This window comes from Mesorhizobium sp. P160219, from assembly GCF_057786095.1.
The window spans coordinates 4,690,830-4,716,746 of the sequence record NZ_JBYNWG010000001.1 but is presented as its reverse complement, the minus strand read 5'-3'; the positions used below and the strand labels follow the sequence as shown (position 1 = coordinate 4,716,746).

The window sequence follows — 25,917 nt, the reverse complement described above, 5'->3', positions numbered from 1 at the left end:
CGCGGATGAAGTTGCGCAGGTTGCAAGGACAGCGGAATGGCGCGTGGCGCAAAGGCATGGCTGAAGCGAAACAGCGCGCGGGCATCTCTCCTGTTGCTGAACGCCGCGCTGCTTGTCCGCTACCGCCGGTTGACCCAGCGTTTCCTTGAGCGGATGCGGCATCTGCCGAATTTTGCAGCCCCGGTGACGTTCACGGAAAAGATCCACTGGCGCAAGATTTTCGATGACGATCCTCGCTTTACCGGTCTTCTCGACAAGCTCAAGTCCAAGGAAATCGTCAGGGAGCGGCTTCCCGGGCTCGCCATCCCTGAGGTGCTGTGGCAGGGCGACGATCCGCGCCAGATCCCCTTCGATGACCTGAAAATCCCCTACGCCGTCAAATGCAACCACGGTTGCGCCATGAATGTCATCGTTCGCGATCCGGCCAACGCCGACCGGGAGGCGATCATTGCCGAGATGACGGAATACCTTGGCCAAACCTATGGCGCCCGGAAGCTGGAGCGCAGCTATGCGCACATAGAGCGGCGGGTTTTCGTCGAAGCACTTGTGGGCAAGGACCAGGGCTATGACCCGGTCGACTACAAATTCTGTGTGCTGGCTGGCCGCGTCGCCTACATCGTCGTCGTCGCCTTCCGTTCCACGGTCAAGAATACCGCCCACCTGGATCGCGATTGGCGCCCGCTGAACATCGTCCAGGGCGCGATCAACTCGAGCCTGGAAATTCCCCCTCCCAAGAGCCTGGCGCGGATGATCGAGGCAGCCGAGGCGCTCGGCAGCGAGTTCGACATGGTGCGTGTCGATTTCTACGAGGAGGAGGGGGAGCCGATCTTCGGAGAATTCACGGTCTACCCACGCAGCGGCTTGCTGCAATTCGACCCGGCTGCCTTCGACCGCGAACTGGGCGCGCATTGGGATATTGGCGCGTCAGCTTACCTCAGTCGTTTGCCCAGCCGATTTGCCCGGCGATATAAGGCAACGCTGGTCGCCGCCGGCTATCTCGACGTTTGACGGCTACTGGGTGGCCTGCCACCCCGAAGCTCGAAGAGCGAAGGATGGTGCGGAGAACCCATACGATTAGAGATCGAGGGAAACTGATAGCTCAGCAGGTCAATAGCCGTGATTTCGAAGTGCTGCCTCAACTGAGCCGTAGCGGTCAATTTGCCCTGCTGGGATCAATCTTCGTGAGCCGCTGCCTGGTCTCGACCACGCGCCTTTGCGCAGATCGGATTCGGCAACACAAAGGCGAGATTCATAGCGACGCCGCAGTCTTCATGGAGCAAGTTTTCAGCGCGCTTCCTGCTGCGACTCGGCCGATTACCGCTAAGGTTACCGGCAAGCTCTCCCACGTCCGGACTGGGTCGAGATCATTTGAAGAACTCTTTCAGCTTGTTGAGTCGACTGTCGCCAGAGGCCCTCCGGTCTTCAGGACTCGGCGCCTCGCCGATCGTATCCTGCTGGATAAAGCGAGGTTCTCAGCCACCATTTTCTCGCTGAGTACCAGCGCGAACTCGGTCTGTTTGATGCGCTGCTGAGCATCAGCGAGTTGCATCGTGAAAAGATCGGTTGCCATTGTTGATCCGGGATCCGCGAGATTCATGATTGCGTAACACATGGCGGCCGAAATCGTTCCTAGTTGTCGGGCGAAACCGGTGCCGCAAAGGGCGGCTGAGTTTGAACTTCCCACCCGACCAGACGTCCGCGAGCGCCAAGGCATCGAGAGCCCAGTGATCGGAGGGCCACTACGAGCGGGCGCAACCCGACCACTTAAGTGATCAGCCTCGCTACAGCCTTGACAGGTACAGTCGCGGCCTCATCAAGGGGAGGTATCAATGGTCTCGGCGATTGGAAACCAACATCGGCAGGCAGCTGAAACTCGACCGAAACCCGCAAAGACAGAACCGGGCGAAGGATTTGCGCCAGGCAAAAGCGCAGACAGCGTAGGACATCGCGCCAAGGCAATGGCGGCAGAAAGTGGCGACACGGTTTCTGGCGCCCAGGGGCGCGCCGCATCGACAATCGCCAGGATGGATATCACCGTTTTGGCTCCACAGAGCGAAGAGCCGCCTTTGGAGTAGCCCGGGCGGCCGTGCCGCTGCCTCGGTCCTTGTGCAGCACAACGCGCGCTGGCTACGCTCGGTGGACATCGTCGTCTCGAAACACTTCGGGCGTTGCACTGCCGCGAGCCGCCTTCGCTGCTGGTCGAGGGGCTGTAACCCTTGGTGAGGCCGGCATCGCCTCGCCGGTCGTTGCGAGCCCACGATCGCGCGGCCAAGCGACCTTCCCTGTGTCGGTCTCTATTTGATACTAGGGGACGGCGGTTTCATCACGGGCAATTGCAGCTGGTCAATGGTTGCGACGATGCCGGCGGCAATGGCTTCCGCCTCATGGATCAGTTCCGGACCATAGAGCCCATTGACCATCTCTTCGCTCGGCAGCACGCCAGGAGGACAGTTCTTCCATTGTGCGCCGGATGAGCGTCAGCGCTGCCCGGCATTGGTCGGCTTCGATCTTCATAGCCCTTCAAACATCCAATTCGTCTAAAATGTTCCGGAACTAATTTAGCAATTGCTAATTGAAGTCGCAGTTCTGCGAGTCAGTGCATGCGTCTGAAATTCATCAAGCCCATGGAACCCGAACTGGTCGACACGCCGCCGATGGGCGATGATTGGATTCATGAGATCAAATTCGATGGCTACCGCACCCAGGTCATCAAGGATGATGACGGGATTCGGCTGATCACCAAGAACGGTTATGATTGGACGGGCCGCTACATCCAACTTGCCGGTGAGGCGGAAGCGATCGAGGCGAAAGACTTCATCATCGACGGCGAGACCATTACGATCAATGAGGCTGGCCTATCCGACTTCCATGCGCATCAATCAGCCGCGACCAGCCGCAAGCCTTCGCGCGATCTGTATCTGCTAGCATTCGACCTCTTGCACCTGAACGGGCATGACTTGCGGAACACGCCGGTGGAAGACCGTCGCGAGATACTCCGGGCGTTGATCCCGGACGGCGGCCGAATTCAGTTCAGCGAAGCGATGCCGGGCACTGGCGACGCCGTCTTTCATCTGGTCGACCAGGCTGGGCTTGAAGGTATCGTTTCAAAGCGGAAGGGCAGCAAGTATCGGTCGGGTCCGACGACGAACTGGCGCAAGATCAAGTGCTATGCCGAAAAGGAGATGGACATCATCGGCGTGCAGCGCGAGGCCGGCAAGCCTGCCATGGTGCTGATGGCCGACAAAGGCCACTATGCCGGCGGCGCCTTCGTCACCTTCAAGGCGGACAAGCGCCAGCGCCTATGGGACCGCGTGCAAGGCAAGATTGGCGGGCCGGCGCCGAAAGGGCTCAAGAGTGACAAGGCCGAATGGCTAAAGCCGGGCCTGGTCGGCCGCGTGCGGTTCCTAAAGGGCGAGGAGAAGCTTCGCCATGCCAAGCTGCTGGATTTCCGGGAGGAGACTTAGCCCGGAGGCTTGTCCCGGGGCTGTGCCGGTCCTGTCCCGTTCCACTGGATGAACTTCGCCCTCTGGCCGGTGATGGTCTCGATCGACTTCAACAGGGGTCCATGGACCTTACGTAGAGCTTGGTAGTGCTCGCCGTGGTACGCCAGGAGCGGCCCGACGATGCTCTTGTGCAGCGCTTCGGCTGCCGCCAGGAAGCGCTCGATTTCAGCCCGGGAAAGTTGTTCCGAAGGTTTGGTTCTGGCCATTGGCGCTCTCCATTGAGGGGTCGCCGCAACGAGGACTATAATCCTACATGCCGGACTGCCTGACAAGAGGGCTCGCCGGCCTTACCCCGCAGGTAGCAGTAGGGCGACGGCGCCAAGCGCAGCATCAGGAGCAACCACCAGCAAAGATGAGCAACGGCAGGCCCGGCGACCTCCTTTGGCACACGGACAAACAAGAAGGTCGCCGAGCCTTACCGGCGCTGCTTTGTGAGGGAGACGACGCCGGATGAGATGAGAGTATGCGATCGTGCTAATCTCTGCGAACCATGCGAACGAAGGAAAGCCTTGTGGCACGGACGTTGAGATCAAGGTCGGCGGGGCGCTGATGCAGGATTCTTCCAAAGCGGTAGTGAGTCCAGAGCGGAACATTAGCGTCGGCCAACGGTTAATTCGGCAGTGTTCCGAACCGTGATTGGTAGAGCGATGGTGACGTTTCATCTTGTCTATTTTTCCGGCCTCACGGCAGACCAGCTGCTAGGCAGCGCCGTTCCTATCCTGGCGTGTTTGCTGCTTTATAACGCTCTGGCTACGGACGCCTAACTGATGGGTCGGCCAGCGGCCGGCCTCCTTGGCAGCCGGCGATTGCCATCCCCATGCCAACTTCAAGACCTATCACGAGGCCAAAGACAAGCTTGCCGACGAAATCAATGGCGAGGGCCGGACAGGACGCCACACGTCCAGGCAGGGCTCTCTGACGGCATTGGCGATGGCCCGTTGGCAATTCGGGGGTCCATTGTTCCCATTTCTGTTTCTCCCAAAACTGCCCGCTGCCTCACGGTGGCGAGCTTTTTCGTTATAGGGCCCTCCGCGCTGGGCAATCTGTTCCAGGAGCTTCTGTGATGCCTCTATGACGCGGCAAACCTTGGAAAAGGTTTCCGTGGCAGGACCGGGGTACGATTCTAACCAACTACCGCTGTATAGGCCACTAGCGCCCGACGATCCGGCTAATCATGTCGTCATCAGGTGCGCTGTCGGTGAATTCCCGTAGCAGCGCCTTCGCGTGGTCTACCCAATGCTCTTCAGCCAGGTTCAACTCCCGAACGGATCTCCTGAAGGTCTCGCACACCACATCGAAATCGAAGGCGTCAATGCTGTAGCCTTCCTCGTCATGGTCCATCGGCCGCCTCCCCTATGGGGGAAACTGTACGGAATCGTACGAAGCAAGTGCAAGCGCATTCAAAAGCAATTGGCTGATGCCGCCCGATCGTTCCACAATGTGTTGCTAATATGCAGCACCGACTGAATCTCCGATCAGCGGCACTTGTGGTTGGTTCCAACAGCTGCACGTTGACGGCAAGATGCCAAAGCCAACGACATGCGGGCGACGAAGATGGACAAGCGACAAAACACAAGAAATGTTGAGTTGGTCGGTCTTCTGGCCGTGCCGTTGTCAGTTCTAATCACGCTGCTGATAGCTGGAATGATCCTTTGCTGAAATTTTCAAGTGGCAAAAGGCTGGGGCGGCGGGTTTTCCCCTTTGAAAGAAGTCACCATGTCCCAATCCGTCGAACCCCCGATATTGCCAGAGGATAGCCCAGACCGTGGGGTGAACTGTGAAGTCGCATTAGAAGCCGCGTTTGCGGCCTTGGTGACTGCGTCAGAAGCGCAAGGTTGGACGCCACAGGAAACGGCCGCAACTCTTCTTAAAATCGCGACGGAGCATGCCCACCGGGTTAAGGCCGCTGCGGCCCCAGCCGGCTCCTAAGGGAGTGCCTTGACCTGGCCCGCGCGGTCGGTCGCTACCGACAGGAGTGTTGCAGCAGGTATTCCAGCAAGAGTGTTAAACCTCTTCAGTTGCTACCCGCGTCAGCCTTTTCTATGGTAGCCAGTGAGTTCTTACAGAACAAATCCTAAGCATTTCAAATGGTGCGGACGACGGGAATCGAACCCGTACGATCAGAGATCGAGGGATTTTAAGTCCCTTGCGTCTACCAATTCCGCCACGTCCGCAGGCCAGCCCTTTTCAGACGCCAGCGAAAACCCGTCAAGCCATCTTTTGCCGAGTGTCGGACTCATGAAAGGTGGTTCGTGATGGCAAAACAGTTGGTTGTTGCCAAAATCTCAGTCGCCGAGAAGGCTCAGAATTTGTAGCTGAGATTGATACCGACCGCGTTCAGCTTCACATCCTGATCGCGATCGTTGAAGGGTTCCGCCACGTCATAGTGCTCGGAGCCGAAATCGTAATAGCGATATTGCGCGCCGACGATGAATTTGTCGGTCAGCGCATAGTCAACGCCGGCGCCCAAGGTCCAGCCGATATTCGTGCGTGTGCCGGCGAACGACGCGCCCGCGACTTGCGACGTTTCGATGCCGGCAAAGGCGACGCCGCCGACGCCGTAGACCAGCACGCGGTCCATGGCGAAGCCCGCTTTGGCGTTTACAGATCCGAACCACTTGATGTCCGTGCGGAATGTGCTTCCAAGGCCTGATACCGCCGTACCGTCGACGGCGGAATAATTGAGCTCCGCCTCGGCGCCGAGCACCGCCTGATCGAACTGCCACAGGCCGGCGACATGGCCCCCGACGAAACCGCCGTCAATATCGGGCGAGATGGAAAACGGCGCGCCTTCCGTCACTGATATGTCGGACTGGCCCCAGCCGTAGCCGGCCTGCAGGCCGGCATAGTAGCCGGTCCAGTCGAAGCCTGGTTCGGTCATCGGCACCGCCATCGGGTCGGCGGCGAATGCCGGCGCGGCCAGAGCGATCAGAAATCCGGCACTGGCAATCGTCAGACACCGCATCGAGTTCTCCGAAAAGGCTGTTCAGAAGGCGCCTTGCCGGAAGGTAATCCTATTCGCCGCAAAACGGAACCCATTGTTCAACAATCGGAAGCACCCGTTGCTGCGCTGGGTGCTCTATCTTGGGGGGCGCTATTTGGCGTCGATGAAGTCCAGCGCCGCCTTGCTATATTCGTCCGGCGCCTGCAGCATGGCGAAATGGCTGGCGTTGGGCAGGATGATGAGCTTGGCGCCCGGAATGACGGAGGCCATGTATTCGGTGTGTTCGCGCTTGATCGCCTCGTCATGGTCGCCGGCAACGATCGCAGTCGGCGTGGTTATCTTGCCGAGCTGTTCCTTGGTCCAGGCCGGCTCCGACTCCCACATGTGGCTGATCTGCGCCACGAAGGCATCGTACTGGTCGGGAGTCTTCGACAGTTTCTTGTAGTCGCGTCCCGAGCGGTCGATATAGGCGGCAAAGGTCTTGTTGGTCAGCACACCCGGATCGACGCCATCGGTGGTGACGTTGGCGGCCTGCGCAAAGAGCCTTGTCAGCCGCTCCGGATGATGCAGCGCGATGTCGATGCCGATAATGCCGCCGTCGCTCCAGCCGACAAGAGCGGTCTTGTCGATCTTGAGATAGTCGAGCAGCGCAAGATAGTCCGACGCCATGAGGTCATAGCCGTAAGGCTGCTCGGTGCGGGTAGAGCGGCCATGGCCGCGGCTGTCGGCGATAATAACCTTATGCGTCTTGGACATGGTCGCCACCTGGCTTGCCCAGATGTCGCCATGGCCAAGGCCGCCATGGATCAGGAGAATCGGATCACCGGCGCCGAAAACGGCGTAGTACATCTGAATGCCGTTGACCGGCGCATATCCGCTCTGTTCAGGCTTGGGCATGGCCGCCGGTTCGGGCAAGGTCTGCCAACGTTCCTCGGCGGATGCAAAGCCGGCCGAGATCAGGAACAGGGTGACGAAGGCGAGTGCTTTCAGGAACCGGGTCATGACTTCACCTCAGGAGGTTTCGGCCTCATCACAACAAAAACCCGCCTCGCGGCGGGTCGTCGGCGCAAATCAGCACCGTCGGCAGAATAGTAGCATAAGTGCCGGCACAAGCCAAACTGAATGACCGCCGTGACGCTCGCCGGTGTGAACGGGTGCAGCGCATCCGCCGATCATCGAGCGGATTTCGTCCGTGATCGCTGGCCAAAACCTTGCCGGCTTGGCACAGTCTGGCAAACAGGAGTTTTTCATGGCCAAGCAGCCGTCGGCGACGAAACCCAAGCCCTGGACCGAGATGGCGACGCATCTGGTCGACGTCGCGACGGGGCGCAAGCCTGCCGATCTCGTCATTCGCAACGGCCGCTGGGTGAACGTGCACTCCGGCGAAATCATAGCCGGCACCGACATCGCCATATCAGGCGGCCGCTTCGCCTATTGCGGGCCGAATGCCAGCCATGCCATCGGCCAGGGCACCAAGGTGGTCGACGCCGGCGGTCGCTATCTCGTGCCCGGCCTGTGCGACGCGCACATGCATGTCGAGAGCGGCATGGTGACGGTGACCGAGTTCTGCCGCGCCGTCATCCCGCACGGCACCACCTCGATGTTCATCGATCCGCACGAGATCGCCAATGTGCTGGGTCTGCCCGGCGTGCGGCTGATGCATGACGAGGCCGTCGCCATGCCGATCAACGTCCATGTCCAGATGCCGTCCTGCGTGCCGTCCGCGCCGGGGCTGGAGCATGCCGGGGCCGAACTGACGGTCGCCGATGTCGCGGAAGCGATGACCTGGGAAAACATCATCGGGCTCGGCGAAGTGATGAATTTTCCCGGTGTCGTGGCCAACGATCCGGTGATGTCGGGCGAGATAGCCGCCACGGTGCGAGCGGGCAAGACGGTCGGCGGCCACTATGCGTCAGGCGATCTCGGCCTGCCGTTCCATGGCTATGTCGCCGGCGGGCCGGAGGACGACCATGAAGGCACGCGCGCCGAGGACGCGATCGCCCGCGTGCGCCAGGGCATGAAGGCAATGCTGCGGCTGGGCTCGGCCTGGTACGATGTTGCCTCGCAGATCAAGGCGGTGACCGAGAGCGGGCTCGACCCGCGCAACTTCATCCTGTGCACCGACGACAGCCATTCCGGCACGCTGGTGCATGAAGGCCATATGGACCGGGTGGTGCGCCACGCCATCCAACAGGGATTGAAGCCGGTGACGGCGATCCAGATGGCGACGCTGAATACCGCCCAGCATTTCAAGCTGGAGCGCGAGATCGGCTCGATCGCGCCGGGACGGCTGGCCGATCTGCTGATCGTCGCCGATCTCGCCGCCATGACCATCGACGAGGTCTATGGCCGCGGTATCAGGCTGGCCAAGGGCGGCAAGCTCGAGATCGACATCCCGGCCTATGATTACCCCAAATCGGCGAAGAACACCGTCAAGCTCGGCAAGAAGCTGAAGCCAGGCGACTTCGACATTGCGGCGCCCAAGGGCGCCAACGAGGTGCGGGTGCGGGTCATCGGCGTGATCGAAAACCAGGCGCCGACGCGGGCGCTGGAGGCCGACCTGCCGGTCGAGGACGGGCTGGTCGCCATGGACCGCCGCAACGACATCTGCCAGATCGCGCTGGTCGAGCGCCACCGCGGCACCGGCGGCGTCACCAATGCCTTCGTCTCAGGCTTCGGCTATATGGGCGACTGCGCCATTGCGTCGAGCGTCGCACATGATGCCCACCACATCATCTGCGTCGGCACCAACAAGGAAGACATGGCGCTGGCCGTCAACCGCCTGGGCGAGGTCGGTGGCGGCGTGGTGCTGTTTTCAAAGGGCAAGGAACTGGCGCTTGTCGAAATGCCGATCGCCGGGCTGATGTCGGACGAGCGCGCCGAAATCGTGGCGGCCAAGGCCGAGAAACTCACCGAAGCAATGCGCAAGATGGGCTGCTCGCTCAACAACGCCTACATGCAGCACTCGCTGCTGGCGCTGGTCGTCATTCCGGAGCTCAGGATTTCCGATGTCGGCCTGATCGACGTGACGACGTTCCAGAAGGTCGATCTTTTTATCTGAGATCAGCCCGCTGCTTGGCTCTCATCCGCCGGTGGCGATGGTCAGCACCTTGAATGGCGTGGTGATGATGATCTCGGCGACGGATCCGACTGCCTTGCCGAGGCCTCGGCCGAGATTGTCGATCTGGCCCTGCGTGGGTTCGTCCGATGCCAGGCCGGCTGGAGCGCGCAGACGGTCGCCGAGCAATTGCACAAGGAACGGGTTGTCGGCGAATTTGGCGTGGTTCAGGCGGTCGCCGCCCTTGATCTGGCTGAGGTCGGCCACAACGACGCCGTAACTGGCAATGTCGGCGGCGTTGCCGTAGTCGCCGACGCGCGGCTTGTCGCCGGATAGCAGGCTGGACAGTCTCAGAGCACGGTCGTCGGCGGAAAGCAGGATGACGAACGGCCTGTCGGGCTTGCCGTAGCGGATCATCTGCTTCTTGAAGACGTCGACATCGATATCGGGCGATGCCAGGACGACACGGCCGAGCTTGCCGTCGAGATCGCGGTCGCCGGTGATGGCGAGCTGGCGCAGCGCTTCCATCGTCACCCAGGTTCCCATCGAATGCGCGATGATGTCGATGCTCTTGACCTTTGTCTTGGCGAGCATCCTGAGCGTCGCCTCGAGGTCGTCGCGCGCGGCGTTGGCGCTGTCCTTGTCGTAGATATAGCCCGTGGTCTTGCCGCTCGAAGCCCACGAAAACAGGATCGGCGTGCCGGGATATTCGGTGTCGTGGGCGATCTGCGTCAGCCGGTAGACCCCGTCGTCGAAGCCGTTGTTGAAGCCGTGGACGAAGACCAGCGCGCGATCGCCATTCATGGTGATGTTGGCACCGACGGCCTTGGCGAATTGCGAGGCGTCGCCATAGTGGACGACGTCGGTGGCGGTGAATTGCTTGGCCGGGTTCGAATTTGCCGAGCCCTTGGCGCGCTCGATGGCGCCGACCTGGTGGACCTTCGGCACGGTGACGTCGACGCGGGCGTAGCTGGTGGTCAGCGAGCGATCGCCATCGAACACCTGGCGTGGGTCCTTGGTCGCCTGCTTGCGGGTGGTGGCGACGAAGATTTCGTGGGTGGCCGCGATGTCGGAGGCAGGCACCGAAACCGTCGTCTTGTTCAACAGGTCATGGGTGTTGGGGCCGGCGCAGCCGGCGGCAGCGAGCGCGAACGCAAGGACCAGGACAGTCTTCCAACGCTCGTTCACGCGGGCTCCCGCTGGCGCATTGGCGCCGATTTCAATGTCGTAGAGGCAGAGACCGGCCCGGTCCAGTTGAAAGTGATCGGGCCGAGCGGCATTCGCGACCTCACGCGGCGACGGTCGCCGCAAGGCGACAGCCTTATTGTCCGAGCGCGCTGATACGGTCGGTCACCGTCTGGTCGCTGGCAAAGCCATCATCCTCGCGCAGCCGCTGGCCGATCATCTTCACCAGTTCGGGATTGTCGGCGAACTTGGTGTGGTTGAAGCTGTCGCCTCCCTTGACCTTGGAAAGGTCGACCACGGTGACGCCATAAGCGGCGAGGTCGGCGGCATCCTTGTAGTCGCCGACGCGTGGCCGCGAGCCGGCGATCAGGCCTGAGAGCCGCAGCGCCCGGTCGTCGTCGGAGAGCAGCAGGATGAACGGCTTGTCCGGCTTGCCGTAGCGGCGCATCTGGCTCTTGAAGACGTCGACGTCGATGTCGGGAGAAGCCAGCACGACATCGCCGAGCTTGCCGCCGAGATCGCGGTCGCCGGTGATGGCCATCTGGCGCAGCGTTTCCATGGTCACCCAGGTTCCGAGCGAATGGGCGACGATGTCGATGCGCCGCGCGCCGGACTGCTGCAGCATGCGCAATGTCACCTCCAGCTGATCGCGGGCGGCGCTGGCGCTTTCCTTGTCATAGACATAGTCGGTGGTTCTGGCGCCCGATGCCCAGGAAAACAGCACCGGCGTGCCGGGATAGCCGGAATCGTGGACGATCTGGGTCAGGCGGTAGACCGCGTCGTCGAAGCCGGTGTTGTAGCCATGCACGAAGACCATGACGCGGCCGCCGCGCGCGGCGATGTCGGCGTTGAGCGCGCTTGAGAATTGAGGCTGCGCATCGTAGCCGACGACCTCGGAAGCCATGAAGTATTTCGCCGGGTCGTTCGACTTGCCGCGCGAGCGGCGCTCGATCTGGCCGGTCTGGTGGACGCCGGGAACGGTGACGGTGACGCGGGCGTAGTTCAGCGTCGCCGAGCGTTCGCCGTCGAAAACTTTGTTGGGATCGTCGGATTTCTTGCGTGTGGTGGCAATGAAGATCGAGTGATTGCCCGAGATTTCGGTCACCGGCGTGGACATGACGGCGCTGCCGAGCAGTTCCTCGGTTTTGCGGCCGCCGCAGCCGGCGATCAACAGGGCAAGTGCAAGAATGCAAATCGTCTTCAAACGCACGTCAAAAATTCCACTCCGGCCAAAAGGCCCATATACCCCCGCGGCACCTCCCGGACAGTGAGAGTGCGGCAGAAGTAAGTCGTGTCCAGCCGAAATGTGGTCAGCGTCGAGCCACGGTCATCGCACTGTTGCGCGAAAGCCAGAATGGCGGCAGGAACGCAGGGATGTTGGAGAAGGGCAATACCTCGGGCTTGAGCCTGATGCCGAGCACATCGCCCATGAAGGCGCGGCGCGCCTCGATGCGGCGCCATGCCTCGGGATAACGGGCCGCGATCTCCTCGCGCAACGCCTCATCGGCAAGCGCGATACCGTCTTCGATGTTGGTGGTGAAATAGCTGGTTCCGGTCGCCGGAATGATGTCGACCTGCAGCGCCATGCCCGATTGCAGCTTGATGTCCGAGCCCGAAAACACCGGCGAATGCATCCATTCATCGATATGGACGAGATGGCCGGGATTGAGCGAGACGCCGAAGAACGGGTCGCCTATGCGGTCATGCACGGCTTTCCACAGCGCTCCGCCGGCAACGCCGATGCCGATGGTCTCGTACCAGTCGACGACGGCGGCGAAATAGGGCGCTACCAGCTGTTCGACATAGTCGCTTATCTCGCGCGGCAGTTCGGCCGCGCTCTCGACCAGGAAGCCGGCGCGGGCGTTGAGCGAGCCCTGGATGCCATAGGCCATGGTGACAGGATCGCCGCGCTTGATGATGTCGAGGCGCGGGCTAGGCAAGCCGTAGGGCGCACGCCTGCCGGCGGACAGCATCGGGTGGCAGCACAGGGGCAGGCCGTTGATCCCCATCAGCCGCGCGGCCCGCAATTCGCTCATGCCGGGCTCGATACCCCCAAGCACATTGCGCAGGCCCTGCGAGGAAAAAGTCGCGGCGAATTCGAAGGACGCCAATTGGTCTGCCTCGTTGATGGCGCGTAGGCCGTCGGATGGGTTCATCAACAGGTTGGCGGCGTTGACCACCGCGCCTCTGTCGCCGGCCAGTGTGCGCAGCGTATCGGCGATGAAGGAAGGCAGGTCGAGCGTCGTCTCGCCAAAGCCGCCATCGCCGGGGCCGAACGGCTTCCAGCCGATGGCGCCGATCTTCTGGCCGGCCTTCAGGCCGCAGGCGGCAAGCGTGTCGGATAGAGAGGCCGAGCGGTCGCGTGGCTGCGCCGGCAGCGAGAAGGTCTGGTAGAGGACGCGCTCGTAAGGCCCGTCGCAGATTTCGGCATAGCCCCAGCCCTCATTGCCGACGAGAAGCTTTGACTGGCTGCCGGGGACGATGACCAGCAACGTCTCCTCGAAACGCGGATCGTAACCACTGAGATAGGCGACATTGGCCGCGTGCTCGCGGTCGCCATAGACGGCAAAGGCGTCGAGCCCGGCCTTGGCGCCGCGCGCCAGCAGAGCCTCGATGCGTGCTTCGTAGGTCCGCCGCTGAACTAGCGGCATCACTGTTGGCTCGCCGAATTCAGGAAGGTCTACGGTCTTCAGGGCGACAGCCGAAACAGGCATGAAGATGGCTCCAATGGATTTCCTGCTGGCGCGTCAAAGCGGCCGCGCCGCATCGGTGGCTGCAAACGGCGAATTGTGCAATAGGCTTCGCCTTCGAACCATTCGATCCAGAGGTGACGGCGCCATGAACAGTTTCTCCTCCCGTGTCGCCACCGCCGCAGCCGCGATCCGCGAGATCTTTCCCGAAACGCCGCTGCAGGAAAACGACTATCTGTCGAAGAAGACGGGGGCTCGGGTGCTGTTGAAGCGCGAGGATCTTTCGCCGGTGCGCTCCTACAAGATCCGCGGCGCCTTCAACTTTTTCCGCAAGGCGCTTGCCGCCGGCAACGAGGCCGAGCTGTTCGTCTGCGCCTCGGCCGGCAACCATGCGCAGGGCTTTGCCTTCGTCTGCCGCCATTTCGGCAAGAAGGGCGTGGTCTTCATGCCGGTGACGACGCCGCAGCAAAAGATCGACAAGACGCGGCTGTTCGGCGGCGATTTCGTCGAGATCAGGCTGGTCGGCGACTTCTTCGACGACTGCTACCGCGCCGCCTTCGAATTCACCGAAAGTTCCGGCGCGCATATGGTGCCGCCCTTCGACCACAAGGATATTATCGAGGGGCAGGCGACGGTCGCCTATGAGATCGCCGACCAGATGCCAGGCGCGCGCATGCCCGACATCATCATGCTGCCGGTCGGCGGCGGTGGCCTGGCCGCGGGGGTGACGCACTATTTCGCCGATCAGCAACGTGACGCGCGCTACGTCTTTTGCGAACCGGCCGGTGCGCCGAGCCTGCATCAGAGCCTCGCCAGCGGCAAGCGCGTCCGGCTCGCCAATGTCGACAATTTCGTCGACGGCGCGGCGGTGGCCGAGATCGGCCGCGAGCCGTTGCGCCACCTCAAGGAGTTCGCCGCTCAGGCGGTGCGGCTGATCCCTGAGAACCGGCTCTGCGCCACCATGATCGAGATGCTCAACATCGAAGGTGTGGTGCTGGAGCCGGCCGGTGCCTTGGCGATCGACGCGTTGAAGGATTTTTCGCGCAAGGAAATCCGCGGCAAGACCATCGTCGCGGTGGTGTCGGGCGGCAATTTCGATTTCGAGCGGCTGCCCGACGTGAAGGAGCGGGCGCTGCGCTTCGAGGGGCTGAAGAAATACTTCATCATCCGCTTTCCGCAGCGGCCGGGCGCGCTGCGCGACTTCCTCGAACTGCTCGGTCCCGACGATGATATCGCCCGCTTCGAATATCTGAAGAAATCGGCACGCAATTTCGGCTCTGTGCTAATCGGCATCGAAACCAGGGACCGGCGTAACTTCGATCTGCTGAGGGCAAATTTCGAGGCCGAGGGCGTGCACTATCAGGACATCACCGACAACGAGACCCTGGCCGGGTTCATCATATGAGCGGTACAGCCTGCCACCCGAAGCTCGAAGAGCGAAGGGTGGTCTTCGTCGCGCTGTTTTCCGGCATCAACGTCGGCGGCAACCGCATCGTCAAGATGGCGGAGTTGCGAGCGTTTTTCGAAGAGTTCGGTTTCTCGGACGTCGCCAGCTATGTACAGAGCGGCAATGTCGTGTTCCGGGCCAGGAAGGGCGACGCCGCCACGCTGACGAAACAGATCGAAGCCGCTTTCGAGAAGAAATGGGGCTTTCATTCGCGCATCATGGTGCGCGATCTCTCCTGGTTCGAACGGTTGGTGAAGGAGAATCCGTATCCGGAAGTCGCCGGCGATCCGACCAAGCTGCACGCCTACACGCTGGAGCGCCAGCCGACGGCGGACGAGATCGCCAAGCTTGCCGAAAAATGCACCGGCCCGGAAAGCTTTGAGGTCAAGGGCGACGTGCTTTACCTCAAGGCGCCGGACGGGCTCGGCAAATCGGTGTTCGCCGGGCTGATCCCGCGCATGCTGAAAGTGCCGGGCACCGCGCGCAACTGGCGGTCGGTGCTGGCGCTGCTGGAGATGGCCGGCAAAGCCGGTGCAAAATAACGCTATGCCGCCGGTGCCTGCTTCCACTCGAAAGTCAGCTCCTCGCGGAAGGCAAAGCGCTTGATGTGATCGGCAACGACGCTCTCCATGCGCTCCAGCGATCCGCTTTCATCCGTCGACACCGTGATATGCAGCGCTGCCGCATCGGCATCGAGAACCGTGCGGCCGAGCGACAGATCGATGGTGCCGTGGTTCAGATCGAACTCGACGGGAAATTTGTGCGCCCAGTGCTTGCACAACTGCTGCAAATAGCGGCTGGCATATGCGGTGGAGACATCGGCACGGCTGGTCGGCATAAATGAATTCTCCTGGATGAGGCACTGGCTTTGTTTGGCTGGCGCGACAGGCAGGTAAATAGGTGCCGTTGCTCGAAATGGCAAAGGCGGCCGGCTTGTCGGCGCGGCCGCCTCGCTCAAGATGGCGTGATCGCTACCAGGTGCCGGTGTTCGGCATCGATGCCCACGGCTCGGCCTTGGGCTTGGCCGGGCCCTTCTGCAGCAGTTCGAAGGAGATGCCGTCCGGCGACTTGACGAAGGCCATGTTGCCGTCGCGCGGCGGCCGGTTGATGATGACGCCATTGTCCATCAGATGCTGGCAGGTGGCGTAGATGTCGTCGACCTCATAGGCGAGATGGCCGAAATTGCGGCCGCCCTTGTACTCCTCCGGATCCCAATTGTAGGTCAGTTCGATCAGCGGCGCCTTCTCAGTGATGCCGCTTTCTACATCCTCGGAGGCGGCGAGGAAGATCAGCGTGAATCGGCCCTGCTCGTTTTCGTAGCGGCGCACTTCCTTAAGGCCGAGCTTGTTGCAGTAGAAATCGAGCGAGACATCGACGTCGGCGACACGGACCATTGTGTGGAGGTAGCGCATGGGATTTCCTCGGGGATGTTTGGGTTGCGAGGCAACATAAGGTCCACCCCGCCGAAGGGCAACGAGCATCGGACTGAAAGTGGTCACCGGTTTGACAAAGCGCCGGACACAAGTGGTTGCCGATTTCGGCGAAATCCCTTGCAAATTGCCGACCGGTTGACCGCCTTGATGGATCGTCATTGCTGTCGGCAGCGACGCCGGCAAACAACAAGTCAGCTATTCCTGTATTCAACCGTGAAAAAAGGCACGGCAGGTCTTGCACACCCCGGAAGCGGCGGTGTTAATCTAATGTCAAGAATCACTTGCGGTTTTCTTGAAAAAAGGGGGCGTTCTTATGGGGGATAAGGCCTCTTTCACGAGGCGGGATGAGAACCTTGACGACGCCCTGAAGCGCGACAGTGGCGGCGATAGCGCCGACCTTGTCGAAATCGCCGGCGCCATCAAATGGTTCGACGTGGCCAAGGGCTACGGTTTCATACTACCCGATGACGGTTCTTCGGGCGACATCCTCCTCCATGTCACCTGCCTTCGAAAGGACGGTTTTCAGACTGCATTGGAGGGCGCGCGTGTCGTGTGCCTTGTCAAGCACGGCGACCGTGGTTTGCAGGCGTTCCGGGTGCTGTCCATGGACACCACTACGGCGATCCATCCGGCCGAGATGCAGGAACAGCGCACCCATGTGGCGGTGACGCCGGAAAGCGGGCTCGAGCGGGCGCTGGTCAAGTGGTTCAACCGCACCAAGGGCTTCGGCTTTCTGACGCGCGGCGAGGGCACCGAGGATATCTTCGTCCATATGGAGACGCTGCGCCGCTATGGCATCACCGAGCTCAGGCCCGGACAGGTCGTGCTGGTGCGTTTCGGACGCGGTGACAAGGGCCTCATGGCTGCCGAGATTCACCCCGATATGGGCACCTTGCCGGTCGCGCATTAGGACGCGAGCCCTTACGATGAACTCCAGTCGACCAATTCAGGACGGCTCTTTTTCTTGGTTTCACCACGATCTTATCCGAATACCTGAGACCACTTTTAGGGATCATGGTCTTTGGTCGAGGATTTCCAATGGCGTACAGGAACTGGCTGACAGCGGGCGCGCTCTGCGTCATCGTTGCGGTAGCCGCAGGCGCTTACTTCTATTCCGGGCAGCCGACCGCATCCCAGCAGACGATCGCCGGCGGTCAGGCGATGATCCTTCCCGTCGATCCGACACCCTTGGTCGTGGCGACGAAAGGCGGCGATAAATCCTTTTCGATCGAAGTCGCCGACACCGACTCGGAACGCGAGGCCGGCCTGATGTATCGCCAGGATATGGCCGACAATCATGGCATGCTGTTCGTCTTCGAGATGCAGAAGCAGGTCGGCTTCTGGATGCACAACACGCCGATGCCGCTCGACCTGATCTTTGTTGGACAGGACGGCAAGGTCCGGGCCGTCAAGCACGGCACTCCATTGTCCGATGCAGTCATCTCGCCGGGTGTGCCAGTGCGCTTCGTGCTGGAGCTCAAGGCCGGCACCGCCGCCAAAAACGGCATCGACCATGGCGATCTGCTGCGCCATCCGGCCGTCGGCACTGTGTCCGGCCCCGGCATGCCGCCATCGGACAAGGGCAACGCGCCCACGCCCGGCGCCGGCTGAGCCGCTCCCGATGCAATTCTTCTCCCATGACGGGTTCGACTTCGCCTTCCTCGACCGCCGGCCGGCGTCGGGGGCGGGCGATCCGGTGCTGATGATCCACGGCTTTGCCTCCAGCCACTATGTCAACTGGGTATCGCCCGGCTGGTTCAAGACGCTGAACGATGCCGGCTATCGCGCCATCGCCTTCGACAATCGCGGCCACGGCTCGTCGTCGAAAAGCTATGACGAGGCCGACTACACCCCGGCCAAAATGGCTTCGGACGCGGCGGCCCTGCTCGACCATCTCGGCATCGGCCGCGCGCATGTCATGGGCTATTCGATGGGCGCGCGCATCGCGGCGTTCCTGGCGCTGTCCGATCCCGACAAGGTGGCGACGCTGGTCTTCGGCGGCCTCGGCATCGGCATGGTCGACGGCGTCGGCGACTGGGATCCGATCGCCGAGGCGCTGCTGGCCGACGATCCGGCCGCCACCAGCCATCCGCGCGGTCGCTCCTTTCGCGCCTTTGCCGATCAGACGCGCAGCGACCGCCGGGCATTGGCTGCCTGCATCGCCACGTCGCGCGAACTGCTCAGCGAACACGACATGACGCGCATCGCCCAACCGACGCTGATTGCGGTCGGGACGACAGACGATATCGGCGGCTCGCCCGACGAGCTCGCCGCGCTGATGCCGAATGCCAAGTCATTTCACATCGACGGCCGTGACCATATGCTGGCGGTGGGCGACAAGACCTTCAAGCAGCGGGTTTTGGAGTTTTATGCCGAAAATCCGCTTTAACCGGTAAGCGATTTTCGGGCGATATGGATTGGGCGGCCGGCGAGGGGTGGCAAACAATGGCACAATGGGGAAGAAGCGCCGACGCTCTGCCGGGCCCCGTCGTGACAAGCAAGTTCGGCAAGCGTTCCGTCATCCTGGCGCTGCTCGCCTTCGGTGCCGGTGTGATAGCGCTGACCACAATGGTGGCGCTGCCGACCCACGCATCCGAGCGTGCCCAGAACATCGCCACGGGTTTCTTCATGGCGGTTTTCCTGCTGGCAGGGCCGTTCGCGCATATTGCCGGATTGATTTTCGGGCTGATGGCGCTGGTGCGTTCGAACGATAGCCGCGTGCTTGGGGTCGTCGGCATCCTGCTCAACGGCGGCTCCCTGGCGGTTGGCTTCCTGCTGCTTGTGGCAATGGCATCGACGATAGGCGCTTTCACCTGATCGGGGACGAGTAATGGCCGGATGGGGAAGAAGCACGATAGCAATGCCCGGCGTGGTGGGGCGGAGCAGCTTGGGCAAACGCTCGGTGATCCTGGCCCTGCTGGCGTTCGCAATGGATTTTGCGGCGGTGGTCACGCTGGCGTTGATGCCAGGCGAGGCGTCGCTGGCCGCTCAAAACGTCCTCGGCGGGGTTTTTCTGGTGGTGTTTCTCGTTGCGGCGCCGCTGGCGCACATCACCGGCGTGGTTTTTGGCTTGATGGCACTGGGACGTTCAAACGACAATCATGTCCTCGGCATCGTGGGTATCCTCCTCAACGGGCTGTCGTTGGTGATCGGCCTGTTCTTTGTTTGGGCGGCCACCAAGTCCGTTGGCGCCTTCAGGTGATCGATCTTCGTCTGGCTTGCAGCCGGAGGCGGTGCCGCTTTGGTTGATCTTCTCGTCACCTACATGGAGATGCGCCCGCGCGATTTGGCGCCTGCACGCGTCAGCCCTGCAGCAGCGACCACGGTGGCGCCGGAAAGGCTGGACTGCGCCGCTTACATCGACCTCTACCGCGCTGTCGGCGAGCCGGTGCAGTGGGACCAGCGGCTGCGCATGCCGGCGGAAGACCTCGAGCGCCTGCTGGCGCTGCCCTCGACACATATCCATGTGCTGCGCGTCGAGGGCGAGGCCGCTGGTCTGTGCGAATTCAACGGCGTCGGCCAGCCTGAGGTCGAGCTGGTTCATTTCGGGCTGGTTCCCGCCTTCCAGGGTCGCAGGCTCGGCCCGTTCCTGCTCGACCAGGCGCTTCGCGCCATCTGGTCGCGGGCGCCGCAAAGGATCTGGCTTCATACCGACACCTTCGATCACCCTGGCGCGCAAGCGGTTTACCGGCGCGCCGGTTTCAAAGCCTATGCCCAGCGCATGGAGACATTTCCGGATTAGGATTTGAGCGTTTCTAGAGACCGCGCCAGGTTTTGCCTGGCCTGGGGCTCGAACCTCTGGCGGAATTCCTGCGTGTGAAAAATATGCTGGCGCGCGAGGAAAGTCTTGAGAATCGCGCCGCGACCGGCGCGCCACATCGGCTCCTCGACCCAGCCATATTCGCGGCGGACCGCTTGTTCATAGGCGTCGAAAGCGTCGGCTGACGCACCCAGGATCGCCAGGTCCATGTCGAGGAAAAGCGCTGCGTCGCGGAGGGCGTTCTCATCGGCAAGGCACCGTGGTTGAAGGCTGGGCAGTTCATGCGTGGCGGTGGCGACGATCATCGCCGCTATGCGGCCGAGGCGCTCCGGATCGGTGCGGGCGGCAAGTTTGTCCTGCGCAAGTGCCGCACTCCTGGCCTCGTTGTCCTTGGCGCGGCTGTCATAGATGGCGTCATGGAACCAGATTGCGGCTTCGACGGCGCCGGAATCATGCAGCGATGCTCGATATTCGTCCGCCAGCGCCAGCAACGCCTCTATATGGGCGAGGTTGTGATAGTGGCGATCCGGAGCTTGATAGAGCGCGGAGAGCGCGCGTTTCAGCGGAGCGTCGATCAAGGGTTCGTTTTCCATGGCGGCTTGAATTTCCGTGAACCAAATCCATTTCACCGAGCACTAAGGAAAATTGAGTTCAATCGTGCTATGATCTGGCTTATATGTGCCGCCGGAGAATAGGCAAGCGGCCAGGACGCAGGACAAGACGTCGATGAACAGCATCAGCATTTCCCGCCCCACAATGGTCCAGCCGATCGATCCGATCTGGCGTTCGGTCCGCGACGAGGCGATGGAAGCGGTCAACCGCGACCCGCTTCTGGCGGCGTTCCTCTATTCGACCATCCTCAACCAGGAGAGCCTGGAGGAAGCTGTCATCCATCGGCTCGCCGAGCGGCTCGCGCATCAGGACATCGGCTCCGACCTCATCCGCCAGACGTTCAAGTCGATGCTGGCCGACGACAAGGAATGGTCGTCGATCGTGCGTGTCGACATCCAGGCCTATTACGACCGCGATCCGGCCTGCGACCGCTTCATCATGCCGGTGCTCTATTTCAAGGGTTTCCATGCCATCCAGACGCACAGGCTGGCACATTGGCTGTGGAATCAGGGCCGCAAGGATTTCGCGCTCTATCTGCAGAGCCGCTCGTCCTCGGTGTTCCAGACCGACATCAACCCGGCCGCCCGCATCGGCAAGGGCATCTTCATCGACCACGCCACCGGCCTCGTCGTGGGCGAGACGGCGGTGATCGAGGACGATGTGTCGATCCTGCATGGCGTGACGCTGGGCGGCACCGGCAAAGCCGGCGGCGACCGTCACCCCAAGATCCGTTACGGCGTGCTGATCGGCGCCGGCGCCAAGATTCTCGGCAATATCGAGATCGGCCATTGCTCGAAGATCGCGGCAGGCTCGGTCGTGCTGTCGCCGGTGCCGCACAACAAGACGGTTGCCGGCGTACCGGCCCGCGTCGTCGGCGAGACCGGTTGCGACCAGCCTTCGCGGCAGATGGACCAGCTTTTGCCGTCGCAGTCGATGGATCAGGTCGTCAGCTTCGACATCTGATTTGCAACACCCGGCGTGCCGGACTGAGTCCGGTTGCCGGCGCCGTTGCCCCTGGAGCATGATGCCGAAACGTGTGAGGCGGTTTTCGGACGACATCATGCTCTACCTCCTTGATTTAGAGGCGGATTTGGATTCGACCTGAAATCATCCGGCCCCAGGGTTCGCGTTCTATCCAGCCGGCTTGCCTTTACATCGCCATTGTCGACGTGCCAGAAGCGCGTTCCAACGAGCAAGCCCGACGATCGGAGAAGACTTTTGAAGCCGGACGAAATCAGAAAGCTGGACGCCTATTTCAAGCGCGTCTTCCAGAATCCCAAACTCGAGGTGAAGGCGCGGCCGCGCAAGGAAGATTCGGCCGAGGTCTATGTCGGCGACGAGTTCCTCGGCATCGTCTTCAAGGACGAGGACGACGGCGACTATAATTTCTCGATGGCGATCCTCGACATCGATCTGGCCTGAGCCCAGACGGCTACGGACTTCGGCGATTGGCGGCAGCCAGCTGCGCCATCGTCATCCCGGGGAGAAGCAGCCGCAGAGCGGCGTCGCTGAGACCCTGGGATACATTCCGGGCCTCGGCTCAGGAATGTGGCGGTCCAGAACTGCCTCTGCTGCTTCCCAACAGTAATTCTGCACCGCTTCGCTGCCTTAAGGGCATGGAACGGATCCTCGGGTCCGCGCGGCTTCGCGCCCGTGTATGACAAAAGCAGAGGGCCGCTACCGTGCGGTCTTTAAGACGCGCGTGGCCTCGGCAACGATAGCGGCGTCAAGCGCCGGCCAGTTGCCCAGCAACTCCCGGGGAAAGCGGTAGGTCAGGCTGAGGCTGTCGCCGACCTGGATGTCCCGCTCGCAGGGCGCCAGCGATTCCTCGGCGCTCGGTCCGCTCAGGCAGCGGGCGACGAACGGGTCCTTGCCGGGCCGGCCGGCGACCGCGAGCACCTCGTTGAGATAGCCTGATTTTTCCGTAAAACCGTAAATCGTCGTGCCGCCGGGGCCGGGCGCGCCGGGCTGGCTGATGAGCGCGCTGTAGATCGGCGCGAAACGGCCGCTCATGTCGCGCGACATCATCTGCGGTTCGAACGACAGGAAGATGATGTTTTTGGCCGTGCCCGTGTGGTTGAAATCGTCGCGTGCGGCTTCGCTGTAACCGTCCATCTGGGGATAGCGCAGATAGAGGTCGAGGCGCGAAGCGATGCCGTCGCGCCGCGCCTGTAGGAAGCGGATGGCGTTGGCCGGCACGGCAATGACATTGTTGCCGATCACCACCCGGTGGACCGTGGAGTCGTCGGTGTAGCCGGCCATGGCGATCGAGCGGCCGAACCATTTTCCGCCAAGGCTGATCGCCAGCGACAGCAGCGCCAGTGCGGCAAAGGCATAGAACACCCGCTTCATCAGCACGGAATCGACGACGTTGAACTCTTCGGCGGTCGCTGCCTGCTTCATCGCAATCCCCATAGTCGCCGCCGTCTGTCCCTGGGCGGCACACATGCCGTGGCACGGCTCTTGCTGCGCTGGACGCGACTGTGCGATCTCATGGTAAACGGAAGGTAAAGATGAGCCTGCTGCTGCCCGTTCTCTTCGCTTCTGCAGTCGGCCTCACTGCCTGCGGGCTTACCGGGTCCGTGATGGAACTGGCGGCGGGCCGCCGGCTTGCCTTTGCCGAGCCTTATGTGTCGCCGGCGTACATCCTGCGCTCGCTGGCCGCGACCGCTTGCGCCGGTCCGTTCATGCTCGCCAACGATGCGCTCGATGCGCGGCGCGAAGGCCGCATTTCGATGCTGATGCTGGTGTCCTGCGGCTGCACGGTGATCGCCTGGGCGCTGGCGCTGGGCATCGTGCTGATCGCCATTGCCTCCTGGGGCATTGGCTCTCCTGGTGCGCTTCAGCTTTTGGTGGAATCGCTGGCGCGGTATTTGCCTTGAGGCAATTGCTGGGGAAACCGCTACGCGGTTTTCCCAGGATTGTTCTAGGGTTTGTCCCGGCCTGCGACGAATCGGAGACTGGAAATGCCGACCTATGCAATCGACGGAAAATCGCCCCGTTTCGAGGATGCCGACAGCAACTGGATCGCGCCCGATGCGACCTTGATCGGCGACATCAGCGTCGGTCGCAATGCCGGCTTCTGGTTTGGCGCAGTCATCCGCGGTGACAATGAGCCGATCGTCGTCGGTGCCGACAGCAATGTCCAGGAGCATACGGTGATGCACACCGATCCCGGCTTTCCGCTGACGATAGGGCAAGGCTGCACCATCGGCCACCGCGCCTTGCTGCATGGCTGCACGATCGGCGACAACAGCCTGATCGGCATGGGCACCATCGTGCTCAACGGCGCCAGGATCGGCAGGAATTGCCTGGTCGGCGCCGGCGCACTGGTCACCGAAGGCAAGGAGTTCCCCGACAATTGCCTGATCGTCGGCTCGCCCGCGCGGGTGATCAGGACGCTGGACGATGCCGCGGTCGCCAGGCTGCGCGCCTCGGCCGCGCACTATGTCGCCAACGGCAAGCGCTTCAAGGCCGGGCTGAAGAAGGCCTGAACTCTATTCCTGTTTGACGATGATCTTTCCCGAACGGCGGGTCAGCGCAGCAAAAATCGTTTCTCGCTTTCGCTGACGCGGTCCTTCGGTTCGGGATCATGGTCTGAAATGGTGGAGCCGGCCCGGGGACGGGGCCGGCTCCTTAAAACCCGGTCGTTGGGGACGGGGAGGGTGGGGACTCGACCGGGCTTTCTCGTTAGGCACGTCGCATTATTCGATGTGCTTGACCTCTGTAATGGCGTCCTAGCGGACGCTGGCGACCGCGTCGGCGCGGCCGTCGTTGATCGTCACCCACACGCCGGAATTCTGGTCGGACTGGCGCTTCAGGTAGGTGTAGTCGGTGTCGGTCCAGGACAGCACCTTGGACTCCAGATTATCGAGGATGAACTCGCCGAGGCTGGTGCGCACGGTCAGCACCGCATGGCCGTCGCCATTTTGTTGGCGCGCCACGGTCATCAAGAGATTGCCGGCGGGAACGCCAAGCGCCATCAATTCGCGGCGCTTCTCCAGCGCATAATCCTCGCAGTCGCCGAAGCCGCTGTCGGGATAGGACCAGACCTCTTCCTTGCCCCACATTTCCATGTCGGTGCGCGGCACGATCCGGGTGTTGACAGAATTGTTGACGTCGACGATCGCCGCCCACAGCTTGCGGGTCAGTTCGACCGGTGTCTGCTTCGGCGTGCGCTGAGCGCATTCCTGCGGCAGCTTCTGGCAGAATTCGTAGTGACCGACCGGCTGTGTCGTGCGGCCGCCAGTGTGCATGTAGGCCGGTCCTGCTGCTTGCGCCGTTCCCCAAGCGGGAAGCTGCATCGCCATTGCCAAGAGCAACAGCTTGCCCCACGTCTTTGCCATTCGTCAGTCTCCCCGTTTGAGGAGACAATGACAGCGTTGGATTTATTTGACGCAAAAACCCGAAGTAGACATTGAGTAAAACCCCAATAGAATAAGCGTAAAATTTGATCTATTTTAATATAAAATCGTTCAGGGTCTCGGCGTAAAACCGCGGTGTCGGAGGCGCGGATTCCGGGTGGAGCCGTGGATTTGCGAGTGCCGCTACAAGCTGCAGAGGCAGGCGGAACGCCGGCAACAAAAACCGGCCGCGCAGGGCGGGTTCGTCTTTGCTGCCTGTTGCCGATCGTTCAGGCGCGCGGAGCGTTGAACTCGGAATCGAGCGTTTCCGGGCGCTGGATGACGGCGAATTCGATGGCGACGCCATCCTCGAAATGACGCACCACCTGGCCACGCATGGTGCCCAGCATCACCTGGATGCCGAGCGCCGGCTTGACGTCGATCTCGACCGCCGCGCCCGACAGCGACAGGTCGATGATGCGGCACTGGTACTGCCGCCCATCGGTGAGCTGCAGCACGCTTGTCGGGTTGCGCGGCGCCACGCGTTCGTGGCGGCGGTCTTCCGGCAGGTCGAGTTCATGCTTGTTGGCGAGCCAGGTCAACTGCGCGGCCAGTTTGTCCTTCTTGCGATCCGAGGCAATGACGGTCATGGCAAAGCCGTCCTGCGAAGTGCGCGTCACCACGCCCTCGATGCGGCCGATATGATCGATATAGGCAATGATTTTTTCGCCCGGCATGCCGACGCGCTCGGTGCGCAGCGCGACATTGCCCGGCGACATATCGACGACCTGGCAGGGGTGCTCGGTGCGGTCCTCCAGCATGAAGCGCCCGTAGATCTTGACCCGGACGCGCTGAAAATTACGCCTTTCGGCGCGGGACGGTGCGTATTCGACCGCCGCTGACCTCATGACTGCCTACACCCCGTTGGCATTCCCGCGTCGT

At 61.9% G+C, this 25,917-nt stretch carries 29 protein-coding genes and 1 tRNA gene; 15 read left to right on the top strand and 15 right to left on the bottom strand.

All coding sequences use genetic code 11. The features are described from left to right. Positions 1-36: 36 nt before the first annotated feature. Entirely contained in the window at positions 37-1,008 is a 972-nt protein-coding gene (locus AC3EMP_RS22965) for an ATP-grasp fold amidoligase family protein (protein ID WP_488494680.1), read from the top strand. A gap of 1,286 nt (positions 1,009-2,294) precedes the next feature. Here the strand turns inward: AC3EMP_RS22965 and AC3EMP_RS22960 are convergent. Then, a complete protein-coding gene (locus AC3EMP_RS22960; RefSeq protein WP_245259867.1) occupies positions 2,295-2,438 on the bottom strand; it encodes a hypothetical protein in 144 nt (47 codons plus the stop codon). Between the two features lie 162 nt (positions 2,439-2,600). On the opposite strand from AC3EMP_RS22960, the gene AC3EMP_RS22955 reads away from it, so the two are divergent. Then, on the top strand, positions 2,601-3,464 hold the full coding sequence (locus tag AC3EMP_RS22955) for an ATP-dependent DNA ligase (protein ID WP_023667527.1): 864 nt from the start codon (positions 2,601-2,603) through the stop codon (positions 3,462-3,464). On the opposite strand, the gene AC3EMP_RS22950 is transcribed toward AC3EMP_RS22955, so the two are convergent. From AC3EMP_RS22950 to AC3EMP_RS22930, 5 genes are all read right to left on the bottom strand, one after another. After that, the gene (locus AC3EMP_RS22950) at positions 3,461-3,709 is read right to left on the bottom strand and encodes a hypothetical protein (RefSeq protein WP_023695401.1); all 249 of its coding nucleotides are present in this window, start codon (positions 3,707-3,709) and stop codon (positions 3,461-3,463) included. The two genes, AC3EMP_RS22955 and AC3EMP_RS22950, sit on opposite strands and share 4 nt — an antisense overlap. 943 nt (positions 3,710-4,652) lie before the next feature. Next, positions 4,653-4,844: a hypothetical protein gene (locus AC3EMP_RS22945; RefSeq protein WP_023667524.1), complete on the bottom strand. Its 192-nt coding sequence runs from the start codon at positions 4,842-4,844 to the stop codon at positions 4,653-4,655. A 747-nt stretch (positions 4,845-5,591) separates the two neighbouring features. Beyond that, a tRNA-Leu gene (locus tag AC3EMP_RS22940) sits at positions 5,592-5,677 on the bottom strand. 128 nt (positions 5,678-5,805) lie between these two features. Beyond that, positions 5,806-6,468 (bottom strand): outer membrane protein, encoded by a 663-nt coding sequence (locus tag AC3EMP_RS22935; protein WP_023702493.1) that lies wholly within the window; start codon positions 6,466-6,468, stop codon positions 5,806-5,808. Positions 6,469-6,597: 129 nt separating this feature from the next. Next, complete coding sequence (locus AC3EMP_RS22930; RefSeq protein WP_023702492.1) at positions 6,598-7,449, bottom strand: alpha/beta fold hydrolase; 852 nt, start codon at positions 7,447-7,449, stop codon at positions 6,598-6,600. A gap of 247 nt (positions 7,450-7,696) precedes the next feature. Here AC3EMP_RS22930 and ade point away from each other — a divergent pair, with 247 nt between their 5' ends. Further along, a complete protein-coding gene (gene ade / locus AC3EMP_RS22925; RefSeq protein ID WP_352711415.1) occupies positions 7,697-9,508 on the top strand; it encodes an adenine deaminase in 1,812 nt (603 codons plus the stop codon). A gap of 21 nt (positions 9,509-9,529) precedes the next feature. On the opposite strand, the gene AC3EMP_RS22920 is transcribed toward ade, so the two are convergent. The 3 genes from AC3EMP_RS22920 to AC3EMP_RS22910 all read right to left on the bottom strand — a co-directional run bounded on the left by AC3EMP_RS22920 (position 9,530) and on the right by AC3EMP_RS22910 (position 13,404). Beyond that, positions 9,530-10,693: an alpha/beta hydrolase gene (locus AC3EMP_RS22920; protein WP_023734424.1), complete on the bottom strand. Its 1,164-nt coding sequence runs from the start codon at positions 10,691-10,693 to the stop codon at positions 9,530-9,532. A 133-nt stretch (positions 10,694-10,826) separates the two neighbouring features. Beyond that, complete coding sequence (locus AC3EMP_RS22915) at positions 10,827-11,900, bottom strand: alpha/beta hydrolase (protein WP_023691199.1); 1,074 nt, start codon at positions 11,898-11,900, stop codon at positions 10,827-10,829. A gap of 100 nt (positions 11,901-12,000) precedes the next feature. Further along, positions 12,001-13,404 carry an aminopeptidase P family N-terminal domain-containing protein gene (locus AC3EMP_RS22910; protein WP_352670468.1) on the bottom strand — a complete coding sequence of 468 codons (1,404 nt, stop codon included), beginning with the start codon at positions 13,402-13,404 and terminating at the stop codon, positions 12,001-12,003. A gap of 124 nt (positions 13,405-13,528) precedes the next feature. Between AC3EMP_RS22910 and ilvA the strand changes: the two genes are divergently transcribed. After that, on the top strand, positions 13,529-14,785 hold the full coding sequence (gene ilvA, locus AC3EMP_RS22905; protein ID WP_023735350.1) for a threonine ammonia-lyase IlvA: 1,257 nt from the start codon (positions 13,529-13,531) through the stop codon (positions 14,783-14,785). Then, complete coding sequence (locus tag AC3EMP_RS22900; protein ID WP_050591491.1) at positions 14,782-15,369, top strand: DUF1697 domain-containing protein; 588 nt, start codon at positions 14,782-14,784, stop codon at positions 15,367-15,369. The genes ilvA and AC3EMP_RS22900 overlap by 4 nt, the downstream gene beginning before the upstream one ends. Positions 15,370-15,371: 2 nt before the next feature. Here AC3EMP_RS22900 and AC3EMP_RS22895 read toward each other — a convergent pair whose 3' ends face one another. Both AC3EMP_RS22895 and AC3EMP_RS22890 read right to left on the bottom strand, forming a co-directional pair. Next, the gene (locus AC3EMP_RS22895; protein ID WP_023735352.1) at positions 15,372-15,665 is read right to left on the bottom strand and encodes a DUF2218 domain-containing protein; all 294 of its coding nucleotides are present in this window, start codon (positions 15,663-15,665) and stop codon (positions 15,372-15,374) included. Positions 15,666-15,798: 133 nt separating this feature from the next. Then, on the bottom strand, positions 15,799-16,239 hold the full coding sequence (locus AC3EMP_RS22890) for a VOC family protein (protein WP_023667513.1): 441 nt from the start codon (positions 16,237-16,239) through the stop codon (positions 15,799-15,801). Positions 16,240-16,573: 334 nt separating this feature from the next. Between AC3EMP_RS22890 and AC3EMP_RS22885 the strand changes: the two genes are divergently transcribed. From AC3EMP_RS22885 to AC3EMP_RS22860, 6 genes are all read left to right on the top strand, one after another. Continuing rightward, on the top strand, positions 16,574-17,170 hold the full coding sequence (locus tag AC3EMP_RS22885; RefSeq protein WP_352653775.1) for a cold-shock protein: 597 nt from the start codon (positions 16,574-16,576) through the stop codon (positions 17,168-17,170). Positions 17,171-17,298: 128 nt separating this feature from the next. Next, entirely contained in the window at positions 17,299-17,871 is a 573-nt protein-coding gene (locus AC3EMP_RS22880; protein ID WP_023691205.1) for a DUF192 domain-containing protein, read from the top strand. Between the two features lie 10 nt (positions 17,872-17,881). Further along, a complete protein-coding gene (locus AC3EMP_RS22875) occupies positions 17,882-18,649 on the top strand; it encodes an alpha/beta fold hydrolase (protein WP_023735354.1) in 768 nt (255 codons plus the stop codon). A 101-nt stretch (positions 18,650-18,750) separates the two neighbouring features. Next, positions 18,751-19,077, top strand: coding sequence for a hypothetical protein (locus AC3EMP_RS22870; protein ID WP_352596614.1), 327 nt, complete (start codon positions 18,751-18,753; stop codon positions 19,075-19,077). 70 nt (positions 19,078-19,147) lie between these two features. Further along, entirely contained in the window at positions 19,148-19,462 is a 315-nt protein-coding gene (locus AC3EMP_RS22865; RefSeq protein WP_023822943.1) for a hypothetical protein, read from the top strand. Between the two features lie 39 nt (positions 19,463-19,501). Further along, positions 19,502-20,002, top strand: a complete 501-nt coding sequence (locus tag AC3EMP_RS22860) for a GNAT family N-acetyltransferase (protein WP_352596616.1) — start codon at positions 19,502-19,504, stop codon at positions 20,000-20,002. Here the strand turns inward: AC3EMP_RS22860 and AC3EMP_RS22855 are convergent. After that, the gene (locus tag AC3EMP_RS22855; RefSeq protein WP_023681513.1) at positions 19,999-20,613 is read right to left on the bottom strand and encodes an HD domain-containing protein; all 615 of its coding nucleotides are present in this window, start codon (positions 20,611-20,613) and stop codon (positions 19,999-20,001) included. The genes AC3EMP_RS22860 and AC3EMP_RS22855 overlap by 4 nt on opposite strands. A 133-nt stretch (positions 20,614-20,746) precedes the next feature. On the opposite strand from AC3EMP_RS22855, the gene cysE reads away from it, so the two are divergent. Both cysE and AC3EMP_RS22845 read left to right on the top strand, forming a co-directional pair. Beyond that, a complete protein-coding gene (gene cysE / locus AC3EMP_RS22850) occupies positions 20,747-21,595 on the top strand; it encodes a serine O-acetyltransferase (RefSeq protein ID WP_023691209.1) in 849 nt (282 codons plus the stop codon). 255 nt (positions 21,596-21,850) lie between these two features. Then, the gene (locus tag AC3EMP_RS22845) at positions 21,851-22,054 is read left to right on the top strand and encodes a DUF3126 family protein (protein WP_006200852.1); all 204 of its coding nucleotides are present in this window, start codon (positions 21,851-21,853) and stop codon (positions 22,052-22,054) included. Positions 22,055-22,309: 255 nt separating this feature from the next. On the opposite strand, the gene AC3EMP_RS22840 is transcribed toward AC3EMP_RS22845, so the two are convergent. Beyond that, positions 22,310-23,035 carry a hypothetical protein gene (locus AC3EMP_RS22840; RefSeq protein ID WP_023710585.1) on the bottom strand — a complete coding sequence of 242 codons (726 nt, stop codon included), beginning with the start codon at positions 23,033-23,035 and terminating at the stop codon, positions 22,310-22,312. Between the two features lie 110 nt (positions 23,036-23,145). Here AC3EMP_RS22840 and AC3EMP_RS22835 point away from each other — a divergent pair, with 110 nt between their 5' ends. Beyond that, positions 23,146-23,514 (top strand): DUF6949 family protein, encoded by a 369-nt coding sequence (locus AC3EMP_RS22835; RefSeq protein WP_023710584.1) that lies wholly within the window; start codon positions 23,146-23,148, stop codon positions 23,512-23,514. Positions 23,515-23,598: 84 nt separating this feature from the next. After that, on the top strand, positions 23,599-24,126 hold the full coding sequence (locus tag AC3EMP_RS22830; protein ID WP_023710583.1) for a gamma carbonic anhydrase family protein: 528 nt from the start codon (positions 23,599-23,601) through the stop codon (positions 24,124-24,126). Positions 24,127-24,369: 243 nt separating this feature from the next. Here the strand turns inward: AC3EMP_RS22830 and AC3EMP_RS22825 are convergent, their stop codons facing one another. Both AC3EMP_RS22825 and AC3EMP_RS22820 read right to left on the bottom strand, forming a co-directional pair. Further along, the gene (locus AC3EMP_RS22825; RefSeq protein ID WP_023710582.1) at positions 24,370-24,978 is read right to left on the bottom strand and encodes a transglutaminase-like cysteine peptidase; all 609 of its coding nucleotides are present in this window, start codon (positions 24,976-24,978) and stop codon (positions 24,370-24,372) included. A 287-nt stretch (positions 24,979-25,265) separates the two neighbouring features. Further along, positions 25,266-25,883 carry a PilZ domain-containing protein gene (locus AC3EMP_RS22820; RefSeq protein ID WP_023667501.1) on the bottom strand — a complete coding sequence of 206 codons (618 nt, stop codon included), beginning with the start codon at positions 25,881-25,883 and terminating at the stop codon, positions 25,266-25,268. Positions 25,884-25,917: the final 34 nt, after the last annotated feature.

Excerpts from the sequence above, each read along its gene's own strand:
- AC3EMP_RS22830 (WP_023710583.1), top strand. The coding sequence starts at position 23,599 with ATGCCGACCTATGCAATCGACGGAAAATCGCCCCGTTTCGAGGATGCC.
- AC3EMP_RS22835 (WP_023710584.1), top strand. The coding sequence starts at position 23,146 with ATGAGCCTGCTGCTGCCCGTTCTCTTCGCTTCTGCAGTCGGCCTCACT.
- AC3EMP_RS22935 (WP_023702493.1), bottom strand. The coding sequence starts at position 6,468 with ATGCGGTGTCTGACGATTGCCAGTGCCGGATTTCTGATCGCTCTGGCC.
- AC3EMP_RS22880 (WP_023691205.1), top strand. The coding sequence starts at position 17,299 with ATGGCGTACAGGAACTGGCTGACAGCGGGCGCGCTCTGCGTCATCGTT.
- AC3EMP_RS22900 (WP_050591491.1), top strand. The coding sequence starts at position 14,782 with ATGAGCGGTACAGCCTGCCACCCGAAGCTCGAAGAGCGAAGGGTGGTC.
- AC3EMP_RS22890 (WP_023667513.1), bottom strand. The coding sequence starts at position 16,239 with ATGCGCTACCTCCACACAATGGTCCGTGTCGCCGACGTCGATGTCTCG.
- AC3EMP_RS22825 (WP_023710582.1), bottom strand. The coding sequence starts at position 24,978 with ATGGCAAAGACGTGGGGCAAGCTGTTGCTCTTGGCAATGGCGATGCAG.
- AC3EMP_RS22930 (WP_023702492.1), bottom strand. The coding sequence starts at position 7,449 with ATGACCCGGTTCCTGAAAGCACTCGCCTTCGTCACCCTGTTCCTGATC.
- ilvA (WP_023735350.1), top strand. The coding sequence starts at position 13,529 with ATGAACAGTTTCTCCTCCCGTGTCGCCACCGCCGCAGCCGCGATCCGC.
- cysE (WP_023691209.1), top strand. The coding sequence starts at position 20,747 with ATGAACAGCATCAGCATTTCCCGCCCCACAATGGTCCAGCCGATCGAT.
- AC3EMP_RS22955 (WP_023667527.1), top strand. The coding sequence starts at position 2,601 with ATGCGTCTGAAATTCATCAAGCCCATGGAACCCGAACTGGTCGACACG.
- AC3EMP_RS22945 (WP_023667524.1), bottom strand. The coding sequence starts at position 4,844 with ATGGACCATGACGAGGAAGGCTACAGCATTGACGCCTTCGATTTCGAT.
- AC3EMP_RS22875 (WP_023735354.1), top strand. The coding sequence starts at position 17,882 with ATGCAATTCTTCTCCCATGACGGGTTCGACTTCGCCTTCCTCGACCGC.
- AC3EMP_RS22885 (WP_352653775.1), top strand. The coding sequence starts at position 16,574 with ATGGGGGATAAGGCCTCTTTCACGAGGCGGGATGAGAACCTTGACGAC.
- AC3EMP_RS22895 (WP_023735352.1), bottom strand. The coding sequence starts at position 15,665 with ATGCCGACCAGCCGTGCCGATGTCTCCACCGCATATGCCAGCCGCTAT.
- AC3EMP_RS22965 (WP_488494680.1), top strand. The coding sequence starts at position 37 with ATGGCGCGTGGCGCAAAGGCATGGCTGAAGCGAAACAGCGCGCGGGCA.
- AC3EMP_RS22840 (WP_023710585.1), bottom strand. The coding sequence starts at position 23,035 with ATGAAGCAGGCAGCGACCGCCGAAGAGTTCAACGTCGTCGATTCCGTG.
- AC3EMP_RS22855 (WP_023681513.1), bottom strand. The coding sequence starts at position 20,613 with ATGGAAAACGAACCCTTGATCGACGCTCCGCTGAAACGCGCGCTCTCC.
- AC3EMP_RS22820 (WP_023667501.1), bottom strand. The coding sequence starts at position 25,883 with ATGAGGTCAGCGGCGGTCGAATACGCACCGTCCCGCGCCGAAAGGCGT.
- ade (WP_352711415.1), top strand. The coding sequence starts at position 7,697 with ATGGCCAAGCAGCCGTCGGCGACGAAACCCAAGCCCTGGACCGAGATG.
- AC3EMP_RS22910 (WP_352670468.1), bottom strand. The coding sequence starts at position 13,404 with ATGCCTGTTTCGGCTGTCGCCCTGAAGACCGTAGACCTTCCTGAATTC.
- AC3EMP_RS22950 (WP_023695401.1), bottom strand. The coding sequence starts at position 3,709 with ATGGCCAGAACCAAACCTTCGGAACAACTTTCCCGGGCTGAAATCGAG.